This is a genomic window from uncultured Ligilactobacillus sp., assembly GCF_948826705.1.
In the GTDB taxonomy this organism is placed as follows: Bacteria; Bacillota; Bacilli; order Lactobacillales; family Lactobacillaceae; genus Ligilactobacillus.
Window position 1 is genome coordinate 26,842 of record NZ_CAQLEL010000065.1, and the last position, 12,226, is coordinate 39,067.

At 42.0% G+C, this 12,226-nt stretch carries 10 protein-coding genes; 7 read left to right on the forward strand and 3 right to left on the reverse strand.

Annotated features, from left to right (window positions below):
- The first annotated feature begins 12 nt into the window (after nucleotides 1-12).
- On the forward strand, nucleotides 13-540 hold the full coding sequence (locus tag Q9Q35_RS03680) for a hypothetical protein (RefSeq protein ID WP_304652192.1): 528 nt from the start codon (nucleotides 13-15) through the stop codon (nucleotides 538-540).
- Nucleotides 541-982: 442 nt separating this feature from the next.
- Here the strand turns inward: Q9Q35_RS03680 and Q9Q35_RS03685 are convergent, their stop codons facing one another.
- On the reverse strand, nucleotides 983-2,401 hold the full coding sequence (locus Q9Q35_RS03685; protein WP_304652193.1) for a family 1 glycosylhydrolase: 1,419 nt from the start codon (nucleotides 2,399-2,401) through the stop codon (nucleotides 983-985).
- 287 nt (nucleotides 2,402-2,688) lie between these two features.
- Between Q9Q35_RS03685 and Q9Q35_RS03690 the strand changes: the two genes are divergently transcribed.
- Both Q9Q35_RS03690 and ndk read left to right on the forward strand, forming a co-directional pair.
- Nucleotides 2,689-3,327: a YfbR-like 5'-deoxynucleotidase gene (locus Q9Q35_RS03690; protein WP_304652194.1), complete on the forward strand. Its 639-nt coding sequence runs from the start codon at nucleotides 2,689-2,691 to the stop codon at nucleotides 3,325-3,327.
- A gap of 98 nt (nucleotides 3,328-3,425) precedes the next feature.
- A complete protein-coding gene (ndk, locus tag Q9Q35_RS03695; protein WP_304652195.1) occupies nucleotides 3,426-3,854 on the forward strand; it encodes a nucleoside-diphosphate kinase in 429 nt (142 codons plus the stop codon).
- Nucleotides 3,855-3,976: 122 nt separating this feature from the next.
- On the opposite strand, the gene Q9Q35_RS03700 is transcribed toward ndk, so the two are convergent.
- The gene (locus Q9Q35_RS03700) at nucleotides 3,977-8,554 is read right to left on the reverse strand and encodes a S8 family serine peptidase (RefSeq protein ID WP_304652196.1); all 4,578 of its coding nucleotides are present in this window, start codon (nucleotides 8,552-8,554) and stop codon (nucleotides 3,977-3,979) included.
- A gap of 213 nt (nucleotides 8,555-8,767) precedes the next feature.
- Here Q9Q35_RS03700 and Q9Q35_RS03705 point away from each other — a divergent pair, with 213 nt between their 5' ends.
- Together Q9Q35_RS03705 and Q9Q35_RS03710 are read left to right on the forward strand one after the other, a co-directional pair.
- Nucleotides 8,768-9,508 carry a threonine/serine exporter family protein gene (locus Q9Q35_RS03705; protein ID WP_304652197.1) on the forward strand — a complete coding sequence of 247 codons (741 nt, stop codon included), beginning with the start codon at nucleotides 8,768-8,770 and terminating at the stop codon, nucleotides 9,506-9,508.
- 14 nt (nucleotides 9,509-9,522) lie between these two features.
- Complete coding sequence (locus Q9Q35_RS03710; RefSeq protein ID WP_304652198.1) at nucleotides 9,523-9,975, forward strand: threonine/serine exporter family protein; 453 nt, start codon at nucleotides 9,523-9,525, stop codon at nucleotides 9,973-9,975.
- A gap of 18 nt (nucleotides 9,976-9,993) precedes the next feature.
- Here Q9Q35_RS03710 and Q9Q35_RS03715 read toward each other — a convergent pair whose 3' ends face one another.
- Nucleotides 9,994-10,941, reverse strand: a complete 948-nt coding sequence (locus Q9Q35_RS03715; RefSeq protein ID WP_304652199.1) for a YafY family protein — start codon at nucleotides 10,939-10,941, stop codon at nucleotides 9,994-9,996.
- Between the two features lie 116 nt (nucleotides 10,942-11,057).
- Between Q9Q35_RS03715 and Q9Q35_RS03720 the strand changes: the two genes are divergently transcribed.
- Nucleotides 11,058-11,333: a Mor transcription activator family protein gene (locus Q9Q35_RS03720; RefSeq protein WP_004050055.1), complete on the forward strand. Its 276-nt coding sequence runs from the start codon at nucleotides 11,058-11,060 to the stop codon at nucleotides 11,331-11,333.
- Between the two features lie 55 nt (nucleotides 11,334-11,388).
- Entirely contained in the window at nucleotides 11,389-12,180 is a 792-nt protein-coding gene (locus tag Q9Q35_RS03725; protein WP_304652200.1) for a tyrosine-protein phosphatase, read from the forward strand.
- The last annotated feature ends 46 nt before the right edge of the window (nucleotides 12,181-12,226 follow it).

The following is a 12,226-nucleotide window of genomic DNA, read 5'->3' on the forward strand; positions in this document are numbered from 1 at the left end:
TGAGGTGATAACATGAAAAAACATTTACGTGTTTTGGGCGTGTTTGTTTGTCTGTTACCCCTAATGACCGGGTGTTTGCCCCAAACTAAGGTCAAACAAGAAGCTAGTAGTAGCCATAAAACTAGTCAAACAACTAACAAGCAGACTAGTAGCTCTAGCGTTAGTTCTAGCAAAAGAAAAGTCAGTGAAACACCAAGCAGTCGAGCAGCGGCTTCACATGCCCCAGTGACAAAGGGTGTAACAAAAGAGCAACCAGCGACTACATCAAGTCAAGTCTCGACAGCGAATGATGATGTTGTTGGACAGACTATAATCGATGGGATGGATTTTTATTACCATTTAGCAGTACAAGCAGGAATATGTGATCAAAATGTTTCACCTGAAGATTTTTATCGTGAAGCAACTTGGGGTGACCAACAAGTTACTTATCGGGGACGTACGGTGACCGTTAGACTTATCCACAAGGGTGAGGGAGCATACGAACAAAACGGAAAAACAGTGATCGATAATTCCATTTACGAGATCGTTTCGGTAAATTGAGATAAAAAAGTACACAAAAGAAATCGGGTGTGTCGTAGCTATATGCTAAGGCACTACCCGATTTTTTGCACTGTTATTGTAGTCGTGCTCTGAATTGCAATGTCTAGCAGATAACAATGCCTTGCACATGATGCAAAACCCGCATCAACGCCTATTCTAGGCTATCCGTACGGCTCACCCGATTTCTTACGCACTGTGTTGTAGTCGTGCTCCAGAAATCTGAGCCTAGCGTATAGCTACGAATAGACAATGATGCAAAACCCGCATCAACGCCTATTCTAGGCTATCCGTACGGCTCACCCGATTTCTTACGCACTGTTATTGTAGTCGTGCTCCAGAATGCAACTCCTAGAAAATAACAACGACCAAACTCCGAAGACAAAACCGCCTCAAAGTTTGGCCACCGTTATTTTTACGGAGTTAGGCGCATTCTTGCGCACTGTTATAGTTTTTCGCCATTTGATGCGATCACTTGTTGATACCAATAGAAGGAATCTTTGCGGATCCGTTTTAGGGTACCATTTCCCTCATCATCTTGATCGACATAGATGAAACCATAACGCTTAGACATTTCTGAAGTTGAAGCACTGATCAGATCGATCGGGCCCCAAGTCGTATATCCCATTAATTTGACCCCGTCACCGATCGCCAACTTCATCTGCTCGATATGTTTGCGTAGATAATCGATCCGATAGTCGTCATGGATCTTACCATCGGAAGTGAGCTCATCGAGAGCACCCAGCCTATTTTCCACGATGAAAAGTGGTACTTGATAACGATCCCACATTTCGTTCAAGGCGATCCGAAGCCCGATCGGATCGATCTGCCAACCCCAATCACTTGTCTCAAGATAAGGATTAGGTCGTCCGAGGGAGAAATTCCCTAAAGCTTGATCAGTCGTATCTTTGGCAGAGCTGATCGTTGACATATAGTAGCTAAAGCTTAGATAATCGACTTTCCCTTCAGCTAAGATAGCAGTGTCTTCTGGCGCAAAGTTCAAAGTGATCTCATGTTCTTTAAAGAAGCGATTCATGAAGTTTGGATATTGACCCCGTACTTGGACATCGGTAAAGAATAGATTGAATTGATCATTTGCCTGAGCTACACGGACATCGGCAGGATCAGGGGTAGCTGGATAGGTTTGCATCCGTGCTAGCATACAACCGATCTTGGCGTTAGAGTCGAGCTTATGGAGTTGCTTGACTGCTAGTGCACTAGCGATGAATTGGTGATGCAAGGCTTGATAGCGTAAATTGAGCGTTTCTTTTTCACTTAACTCAGCATCGATCGCACCTGTGCCAACAAATCCCATCGAAGCAGCATTGATCTCATTGAACGTCATCCAATATTTGACGATCCCACGGTAGCGTTCAAATAAAACTTTTGTGTAGCGGGTAAAATGCTCGATCACTTCACGACTAGCCCAACCATTGTATTTGAGGGTAAGTTTAAGTGGCATCTCATAGTGTGAGATCGTTACGATTGGTTCGATATTGTATTTTTTACAGGTCGCAAATACCTTATCGTAAAATGCAAGGCCTTTTTCATTAGGGGGTTCTTCTAAACCAGTCGGAAAGATCCTAGCCCAAGCAACTGAGAGTCGAAATGCCTTAAAACCCATTTCGCTGAAGAGTTTGATGACTTTGGTCGTAAGTTCTAAAGTCTTAGCGCTGATATCTTTTAGTTGCATGATCGATTCTTGATCTTCTGCTGTGATAAAGCGCCGTTCGATCTTTTCTTGGTCGATCTGATCGCCTTTTTTGAGCCCAAAGCCGATCCCCTTGCCAATGACGATCTCTTCTTTTCCCTGCTCGTTTTCCACCAAAGCAACGCTATTGTTGTAGCTTTTTAGAAAACGCACTACTTCACCTCCTTGTAAAACAAAAAGCTGTTGTAATAGGACAAAAGAGCCACTAGCCCTCATCTGACCTATAACAACAGCTAATGCCTGATAAAATCAGTAACACGCTTAATTACATAAATAATGATAACGCTTTCTATAAAGGCTGTCAACGCTTTATTCGGTGAAACGAGTTGAAGAGTGACTTTTCTTATACAGTCAATCATTATAAGCTAAAAGAATAAGATGTTTGCAAAAAAGTTGTATGCGGTGTATCCTAGTATGAAATATATACGGAGGTGTTTTTCATGGGCATGCATGAATATTTAAAGAGTTTGAGTGATCTTGAGATGATCAATCGGGCCCCAGGTTATTTCAAATTTGAAGAACACAATGTGGCGGCCCACTCATTTAAGGTGACGCAAGCTGCGCAAATGTTAGGTGATATCGAAGAACAAGCGGGTAATGAGGTCGATTGGCGCTCGCTGTATGAGAAGGCTCTTAATCACGATTACACGGAACGTTTTATCGGTGATATCAAAACACCCGTCAAGTATGCGACCAATGAGTTACGGACGATGTTAGCCAAAGTTGATGAGTCATTGACAGAAAACTTTATCCAAACTGAGATCCCAGTCGAATTTCGCGCAGCCTATGAGCGTAGATTTGCAGAAGGTAAGGACAATACTTTAGAAGGAAAGATCTTGTCGGTCGCAGATAAGATCGACTTGATGTATGAATCCTTTGGTGAGATCCAAAAGGGAAATCCAGAACCGGTTTACATGGATATTTATCGCTCAAGTTTAAAGGCGATCATGAAGTTCAATGATATGGCAAGTGTGCAATATTTCTTGAAGATGATCTTGCCGGAATTATTGAAGGACAATGCGAACACAAATGCCCAAAATCAATTAGCGATCATGACGACTCAGATAATTCAACAATGACCGTAAAGACGCTGTTTAGGCGTCTTTTTTTGTTAAAAACATTAAAGTATTAATCAAGGACGATAAGTGTTATTCTATTTGTGGACAGGAGTGATAAAATGACAGAACAACGAACTTTAGTGTTAGTTAAACCAGATGGCGTTAAAGGCCAACACATTGGCGATATCATCACACGTATCGAACATAAAGGCTACCATATCACAGCTTTGAAAGTGATCCAAGCGACCAAGGAGCAACTTGAAGCACACTATGAAGATAAGGTCAATGCACCATTTTTCCCAGAATTAGTTTCGTATATGCAAGAAGGCCCGATCGTTGGGATCATCGTGACTGGGACAAATGTTGTTCCTATTATTCATCGTATGGCAGGAGCAACTAATCCTGGGCAAGCTGATTGGGGAACAGTACGTGGAGACTTTGGGCGTGAGTGGCCCGATGGTAATTTACGTAATGTGATCCATACTTCGGATAGTCCAAGTGAAGCTGAAAGAGAGATCGGTATTTGGTTTCCAGAAGAAAGCAGATAAAGATGACAGCAAAGCAAGTAAGGGATTGTTTAAACATTGATCCGATCTATATTTAGACGTCACACAAAAATGCCACTCAAGGATAGTAGCTATCCTGAGTGGCATTTTTGTGTTATTAGTGGTTATTTAGTTTCTTTTTTACGATCAAAACCAACTAGAGTAAAGAGACTAGCTAAACCTAGTGCTAAGAGACCTAAAATCGAAGCTTGATGTTTTGCTTCACCTGTTTGTGGTAGGTCAGTAGTTGCTGGTGTAAAGGGAGTCTCGGTATTATCTTGGAGTACAGGAGTAACTGGTTTTTGGTCTGTGCCAGGACTGGTAATGTGATCCTCACCAAGCCCACCAGTATCTTGTGTTTCTTTTTCTTGATCTTCTTTAGTATCTTGATCATTTTGATCGTGTTGATGATGTTTTTTATCTTCTACTATTTCTTCTTTATTTTCTTCTAATTCTTTTTCAGATTCAGGTGTATAGACGTTCATCAAAGCTACCACATTGCCGTATTTATTAACTAAGCTATAGGATCCATCCGGATGGGATCTTTTTGGATCGATCTCTTTGAAGCTTTGCGTTTCTGGATCAAAGAACAAAAGAGTCGTCTCTGGATACTGTGCGACGAATGCATCAAGATAGTTTCGGTCAACATCTAAGGACACTGTAACGTTTGTCTTAGGCTGGTAGTAGACATAGAACTTCCGGGTCGTGTGATTACCAGTCACATCGAGTATATCTAAAGTATAGACGTGTTTTGTCTCACCATTTTCATCATTTAAGGTAAAGCTTCTTTCAAAGCCGTAAGGAGCGTATGGATTGCCCCCGTGGTTGATACCTGAATGGTGGAATTCACGGAACTCGTTATCTCCGTTAAAGAAGAAACGGTAACCGTCAAGATTATCGTGAGCTGTTCCCTTGATAGTGAAGGTCGGTTCGTTAGTGTAAACGTAATAATTTTCACCATCAAAGTCGTAGCAAGAGACATTTTCGAATTCCAGTGTTGGCAAGACTGTATCCAAGATGACTTGAACTGTTCCACGCGTCTTTTGACCATCTTTTGTGGTGTAAATATAGGCAAGTGGACGTTGTTGTGTCGGTTTGATATAGAATTCAAAAGCAAAGGTCCCATCTTCGTTGAATGAAACGTGATTTTGTGGATCTTGCTCATTAGCGCTATTGCCTAACATGATCAATTGCACTACATCTGGGCTAACTTGTCCAGTTACATGGAAAGTTTGGCTCTTAGGATCATAAACCCCATCAGTGATCGCTTGTGCTCCGATCCAATTGTAGTTATTATCTTCAAGGTAGTCAAAACTGATCTCTGGGTTAGGTTCGCTTCGTGTCGTTAGATCGCTCAAAGCATGTCCTGGTAAAGCACTTGGAGCACCTAAAGTAGTTGGATCAGCATTTTCTTGGACTAGATCAGTTTGTAATTCAGCTACATTGGCGAAGTTATAACGCTGTGGTTGGTTACTTGGACGTGCATCGATTCCAAGATAAGCTTTATTAGAAGCTGTGGTTTGGACCACATTAAAGGTCGGTCCAGTTACTTCGGTCCAACCTAATAAGACAGTCCGCTGACTTGCATTTTTGACTTTGACTTCAAAAGTTGCTAAGCCATCTTTGACACTTGCCTCATAGACATCTCCGGTGAAGTAGTCGCGTGCAAAGGCTTTGACCCCATTACCGGCTGTTACAGCAGCATAGACAAAGACGTGTTCTGGATCATTAGTTGTGACGGTGTCTAAGTCGATCCCAAAATTTTGTTTATTCGTGTGTGCTTTTTGCCAAGCAAAGGCGGCTTTTGGCGTTGCCGTGTTTAGTGTCAGTAGGACATCTTTGCCAGCTTGATCAGAAGTGAAGACGACTTTTGCAACGTCGGCGTTGACATTTAAGCTGTAAGTTGAATCAGCTTTTGGTTCAACTAACTGACCATTGTAATAGAATGGTTGGGTCGTCCCACCAACTAGAGTATAGGTATTAGTTTTAGCATCATAGAATTTGCTATCTTTATCAAAACTTAGTCCATCAACGGCATTCCAAACATTGATCGTTTGGGAAGTGGTCGCCACACCTGCAACTTCGCTAGTAAGGATGCCTACGTTATCGGCAGTATCAGTGACCATTACTGTGACTTGGTTTTGAGCTGCGGTAAAGGCGGCTAGTTCTTCTGGGCTCAATTCGAAGTTGGCAGTTCCACTTAACTTCGCATCATCGGTGAATTTTGAAGCACCTTCATTTAGTTTGTGTCCAAAGAGCTGACCATTGATCTGAACTACAGCATAGGAATAGTCAGTAAATCCCGCCCCAGTATCGGAAAAATCAAAGCTCAGCTGACCACTTGGTTTATCTAAAGTAGTGTTGAGCGTTAACTTATAGTTGCTGATCGTTGGAGCTGTTGTATCGATGATGACTGGATAATCAGCCGTTTGGACTTTCTTTTGTCCATCGTTATAGAGTGTGGCAACAAAGCGGTAAGTATATTGCCCGTCAGAAGCGACTTCAAATTCGCCAGTCTTGTCATTATAGACCATTCCGTCCCAATCAAAGGTATTTGGATCATTTCGCATGGAAACTGATAAACTCACATCTTGGTTACGATCGGATTGGTAAAATGACTTATCCAAGCCTTTTTCATCGGCAACGACTCGGACAACTTTACCATTTTGGTCAAAAACGACAACTTTTAGATCTTGTAAGTTTTGTTTGACAAAGGCAACTGGTTTTAAAAGATCACTCTTATTGTCATTGTTTGGTGAGAAGGCAACTTTTCCATCTTGATAGAGTTTAGCCACTTGTTGCCAGTTGTAATCACCGTCTAAGTTGACTAATTTCTTCAACGATTCTTCATCGGCGATCCCACGTGGGTAATTGTGTTCGTTGACAAAGTAGTTACCACCATAAACGTTTGTGGCATCATTAGCTTTTTTGTCTAAAACATCTTCATTAGTCATATCCCCAAAGTATCCAAGGAAAGGTACGACTAAGGTGCTTTGCCCGTTATCACCAGTGAAGCGGAGCCAGCCTTCAACTAATTGATCAGGTGTAAGTCCAGTTAGGTCTAAGGTGTACGGAACTGTCAATTTTTGTCCAGCTTTGACTACGACTTTGTTAGCACCATTTACGCGTGCGCCAGTCAATTGTTCTTCATAATAATAACCAGTAAAGTCATCGCGTTTTTCGGTGAAACCACCCCCAAGGTCATCGAAAGTATAGGTCTGATCGGTGTTGCTCAAGTTGGTAAAAGTCAAGTTGAATTTCGTGCTTGTCTTGATCTGGCGCAAGGAAAGTGAACTTGTCCCATCATCAGCTGTGATATAAACGGGGGATGAAACAGCAGCACCAACATTGATCTGTCCGGCACCTTGGCGTCGTGGTGAGACCACCACACCTGATATTGCATCTAATAATGGCTGTGAGGTGTTCATCAATAAAGCTTTAGTAGCTTGGACAAGTTCAGCATTTTTGAGTGATGTTTCCTTTTGTAATTTTTGCATAACTAATGCAGCTGAGCCTGCAGCAAATGGACCGGCCATCGAAGTCCCACTCATGGTTTTATAACCATTGTCATTTCCTGTCGAGACGATCTGGACTCCAGGCGCGGAGATGTCTGGTTTTAAAGTGAAATCTTGCATTGGCCCCCAAGAAGAAAAGTTAGCCATATTAGCACTAGTACCTTGTCCAGAGTTTGCGGCGGCAACCGTCAAAGCATTGCGCGAAGCTCCAGGATTAGCGACCGTACTACTTGAAAATGGTTCAAAAGATCCGTTTGCTCCACCTGGTGAGTAATGAGCATCTGGAGTTTCGATACTGCCAGCATGTCCGTTATTTGAAGCCGAGATCGAAACAAAAACACCGTGGTCGATAGCATATTGGACCGCTTTTTGTTCGACATCATTTAGATCTGAGGCAGCGACACCTTGGCCTAGCGACATTTGGATGACATTAGCACCTAAATTGACAGCATCGTAAATAGCTTGAGCGATATCATCAGTATTTTCGTCGGCAAATTGATCGTTAAAGACCCGTAAAGCTAAAATTTGACTTTCAGGTGCGACTCCAACGGCATATTTTTCATCCCCGTTTGGACGACCATTAGCTCCGATGATCCCAGCCACGTGTTGTCCGTGTTGAGAAGCGCCTGGGCCATCATCTTTGATCCAGTCATTGCTTTTTGAAGCGTAGTTATAGACGAACGGGAATTTTTCAGACGCATAACTACCATAGCCGAGCTCATTGATCTTGGTTTTTGCATCGGCTTGTGAAAGTTTAGGGTCTGTCGGTGCTTGTTGAAAATCTTTATGAGTCGTATCAGCACCAGAGTCAATAACAGCTACGACCATTCCTTGACCGCGATAACCTTGCTCCCAAGCACCAGCCACATTTCCCTTCTCGTGATCGGCTTGAGTCGTTGGAGCTGGTGTTTCATTGGCCGGTGCCTGTGTGGCATCAGTTGTTGTCACAGCATCTGTTGTCTGTGTGTTTTGCTCAGCTTCAGGCTGCTGTGTTTGGGTCGTTACTTGGAGTTGTTGCCCACTTTTAGCTACGGTAGTTACTTCAGTTGTAACTGCTTCGTCGGCTAAGGCGTGCGGTGCCCCTAAGAATAAGAGCGCTCCAGAAGCGGTAATGATCGCAGCACTTACCCATCTTTTCTTAGCTTTATATAATTTATAACGGCGCGTTTCTTCGTAATTGTGTCCCATGCAAGTCACTTCCCTTTTTTAGATTAAGCTAAATATAGCATAAATTCTTAGTGAAATATAGATATTTTTAATAAAAAATTACATTTTGTGTAATGCGATGTTAATTTTTTTAGGAGTTTATAACGAATTGAGGTAGTAAATGATCGTAATTTTTAGAACTAAAATGTTAAAATGATAGCTATATAATGCAATTAAGTAAACTAGGGGGAAATCATGGAAGATAAGGATCTAATTATCGAAACGACGCTGTTAGCGGGGAAGATCATGATCGAAAATGGAGCTGATATGGCACGGATCGATGATACTTTAAAGCGGATCGCTAAGAATTCAGGTGTAATTGAACCCGATATCTTTGAAACGACGACGGGGATCATGATGTCGATCAAGGGTGCTAATGCACAGGTCATTGCGATCGAAAAACGTCGGATCGATCTCGAGCGGATCGCCCGTGTCAATGATATCTCACGGGCTTATCAAGCTAAGAGAAAAACTTTAAAAGAAGTCTATGATTATCTGATGACACTTGATCAGACGACTCCTGATTTTAAGTTGCGGTGGTTGGTGTTAGCCGCTGGCATTGTTGGTGCGACCTTGGAGATCATGTACAACGGTTCGTGGCAAGATTTTTTGCCAACATTTGCGATCAGTGCTTTAGGTTATTATTTGTTCTATGTAGTCAACACGCGTTTTAAAGTTAAATTTGCTAGTGAATTTGTGGCTGCTTTAGCGATCGGAGCCTTGGCTGTTTTGAGTGTCAAATATGGCTTGGCTAAAAATTATAGTATCGTGATCATCGGAAGTGTCATGCCTCTAGTTCCAGGAGTTCCGTTGACTAACGCGGTACGTGATCTATTAGCAGGGCATATCCTAAGTGGGATCGCCCGAGCGACTGAGGCCTTGTTGACCGCTGTTGCGATCGGGATGGGCATCGCTTGTGTTTTACGCTTCTTTTAGAAAGGAAAATTAAGATGGATCTAACAACGATCGGGATTCACGTCATTTTCAGTTATCTAGCTACGGTCGGCTTTGCGGTCACCTTGAATATTCCGCGTTCAGCTTTGAACGTTTGCGGCTTGATCGGAGTTTTGGGCTGGATGACATATAAATTCTTATACCTTGGTCATACTGGGATGGTCTTAGCTAATCTAGTTGCGGCGGTCGTGATCGGGATCTGTTCGGTGATCGCAGCACGTATCGAGCAAAAGCCGATGATCTTGTTCAATGTCCCGAGCTTAGTGCCACTAGTTCCCGGGGGTCAAGCTTATCGTGCGGTCTACTATTTTGCCTTTAAAAATGATGAATTGGCATTACGCTTTTTAGTAGAAGCAGGGATGATCGCTGGAGCTTTAGCGATGGGCTTTTTCTTAGCCGAATTGTTGGCGCAAGTCTATTTCAAATTCAGTGAGCAAAAAAGAGCCTAGATATCCAGGCTCTTTTTGTTAAGTAGTATAATTTTGTAGCATCTCTTTGATCTCTTGTTCCATTTTAGCTTTAAAATTTTCAGGGCTTAGGACCTTGACTCGCTTTCCTTGACTTAAAAGCCACATCATTGCACCTTGATCGATCGTTTTTGCTTCGATCACAACAGCATCTGCTGATTTTTTAATGACTTTGGAGTTAGGAAAACGATCTAAGGCTGCTTCGATTGTTCCAGAGAATTCAAAGGTGATCGTGATCAGATCGCCTGGGGTCATGAATTGGATGTTTTGACGCAATTTTCCATCTTCATAGCGTAAATTTTGTGAGTGTCCCACTTTTTTCTCGAGCGGTGTGTAGTCAATGATCCGATCTAGACGGAAAAAGAGATCTTTCTCGGCATCTTGGCTGTATGAAACAACGTAAAAGTAATAATCTGAAAAAATTATCGCTTTTGGCAAAATAGTATGTGTTACTTGTTTTTTGTCTTGTCTAGTATATACAATATTTAAGAGCCGATGTTTAACGATATAGTTGGAAAATTCCCACAATATCTGAAGTAGTGCTTTGGTATGTTGGAGTTCGACGTAATTGCTCTGTTCATTTTTGATGATCCAGTTCAATTCTTTTTGTTCAGCTAGTGTTAAGTTATCGTTTAGAGCTCCTAAAAGGTGATCAGTTTCTTTTTTCGTAAAAGCACGACTGGCAAGGAGGATCTTACATAATGCCAAGGTCTCAGCTTTGCCCAATGTATTATTTTGCCCCGCTAGATGATGGCTTTTAGTATTGTGATTGTATTTTAGTTTAGCATCAGGGCGGTATTCTTCTAAGAAGAGTCGGATGTCCGCTAAGTCACGTTGGATCGTGCGGGGATCGACTTCATATTTTTTGGCAAATTCTTCTTTGGTGATCGAGGCACCATTGAGCAATTTGTGATAGATATCTAGTAAACGAGTTGCGCTAGATGACATAAAAACACCTTCTTTTTTTAAATGACAATATATGTCTATATAACTCTAGATAATAGAGGATGTCAAATGAAAACTACCTTGTGATCTGCAAGGAAAAATAAAGTGAGGATAACAAAATGACAGATGAAGTAGATAAAGAATTATTAAATGAATTTTATCAGGAGTTAGCTGACCTGATCGGGTTGGAGAATGCTTATAAGCTTCATGAAACTTACCGGGGGCTATCATATACGTTTCCGATGCGACTCTATGATCCTAAAAAAGTGGCGCAAAAGATCGTAGCTGAGTACAACGGTGAAAATGCAAGTGAGTTAGCGCGGCGTTATGGTTACTCAATGCGGTGGGTGTTAGAAGTTTTGCGCAAGGAACGAGAAAAAAGACACAAAGATTGAAATAAAGCAAAAACAAAAGTATAGTGGCAGTAAAGACAATTAGGAAGGTGAAAGCATGCCAGTTTTATTACCACTAGAGCAGGGAGTCAATTTTAGAGATCTTGGTGGCTATCAGACTAAGGATGGACATCAGATAAAGACAAATAAGGTGATCCGTGCCGCATCTTTAGGTAATTTATCGCCTAAAGACATGAAGTTTTTAGCGGATTATGGTTTGCGTCATGATGTAGACTTCCGTTCATCGGAAGAACAAGAAAATGCACCAGATAAGGTTCCAACGGGTGCGACTTACCATTTTGCCCCGGTATTTCCAGAAGATGAGACCAAGAGTACAGCTAAAGATCAGCGAGCAAAGCAATTTTTTACCGATCCCCAAGCTGGTTTCAACAATATGTTACGAGCTTACCATGATATCGTATTGACTGACAGTGCGAAGAAAGCGTATCGGCATTTCTTTGATGTCTTGTTAGAAAATAGTGATGAAGGTCGTTCTGTACTTTTCCACTGTTCAGCGGGTAAGGACCGTACAGGGATGGGTGCGATCTATCTTTTGACGGCATTAGGGGTCGATGAAGCGACGATCAAACGTGATTATTTAGCTTCAAACAAGTATTTAGCCCCTTGGCAAGAAAAGCAATTAGCCAAGCGCCAATTACCAAAGACGGGCCAAGAAATCTATTTGACTAATCTGCGTGCACTAGGTTCGGTCGATGAGACATATTTAGATACTGCGATGAAAGTGATGCAACGTGAATATGGCTCGTTAGAAAATTATTTACACAATGAATTAGCCTTGACCAAATCACAAGTAGCAGATCTAAAGAAGATATATCTAGACAGAGTGTGAGCAAAAGCGGGTAGTGCCGTATGGATAATGCACCCCAGCGGAGATG

Excerpts from the sequence above, each read along its gene's own strand:
- Q9Q35_RS03705 (WP_304652197.1), top strand. The coding sequence starts at position 8,768 with ATGGAAGATAAGGATCTAATTATCGAAACGACGCTGTTAGCGGGGAAG.
- ndk (WP_304652195.1), top strand. The coding sequence starts at position 3,426 with ATGACAGAACAACGAACTTTAGTGTTAGTTAAACCAGATGGCGTTAAA.
- Q9Q35_RS03700 (WP_304652196.1), bottom strand. The coding sequence starts at position 8,554 with ATGGGACACAATTACGAAGAAACGCGCCGTTATAAATTATATAAAGCT.
- Q9Q35_RS03715 (WP_304652199.1), bottom strand. The coding sequence starts at position 10,941 with ATGTCATCTAGCGCAACTCGTTTACTAGATATCTATCACAAATTGCTC.
- Q9Q35_RS03710 (WP_304652198.1), top strand. The coding sequence starts at position 9,523 with ATGGATCTAACAACGATCGGGATTCACGTCATTTTCAGTTATCTAGCT.
- Q9Q35_RS03725 (WP_304652200.1), top strand. The coding sequence starts at position 11,389 with ATGCCAGTTTTATTACCACTAGAGCAGGGAGTCAATTTTAGAGATCTT.
- Q9Q35_RS03720 (WP_004050055.1), top strand. The coding sequence starts at position 11,058 with ATGACAGATGAAGTAGATAAAGAATTATTAAATGAATTTTATCAGGAG.
- Q9Q35_RS03690 (WP_304652194.1), top strand. The coding sequence starts at position 2,689 with ATGGGCATGCATGAATATTTAAAGAGTTTGAGTGATCTTGAGATGATC.
- Q9Q35_RS03680 (WP_304652192.1), top strand. The coding sequence starts at position 13 with ATGAAAAAACATTTACGTGTTTTGGGCGTGTTTGTTTGTCTGTTACCC.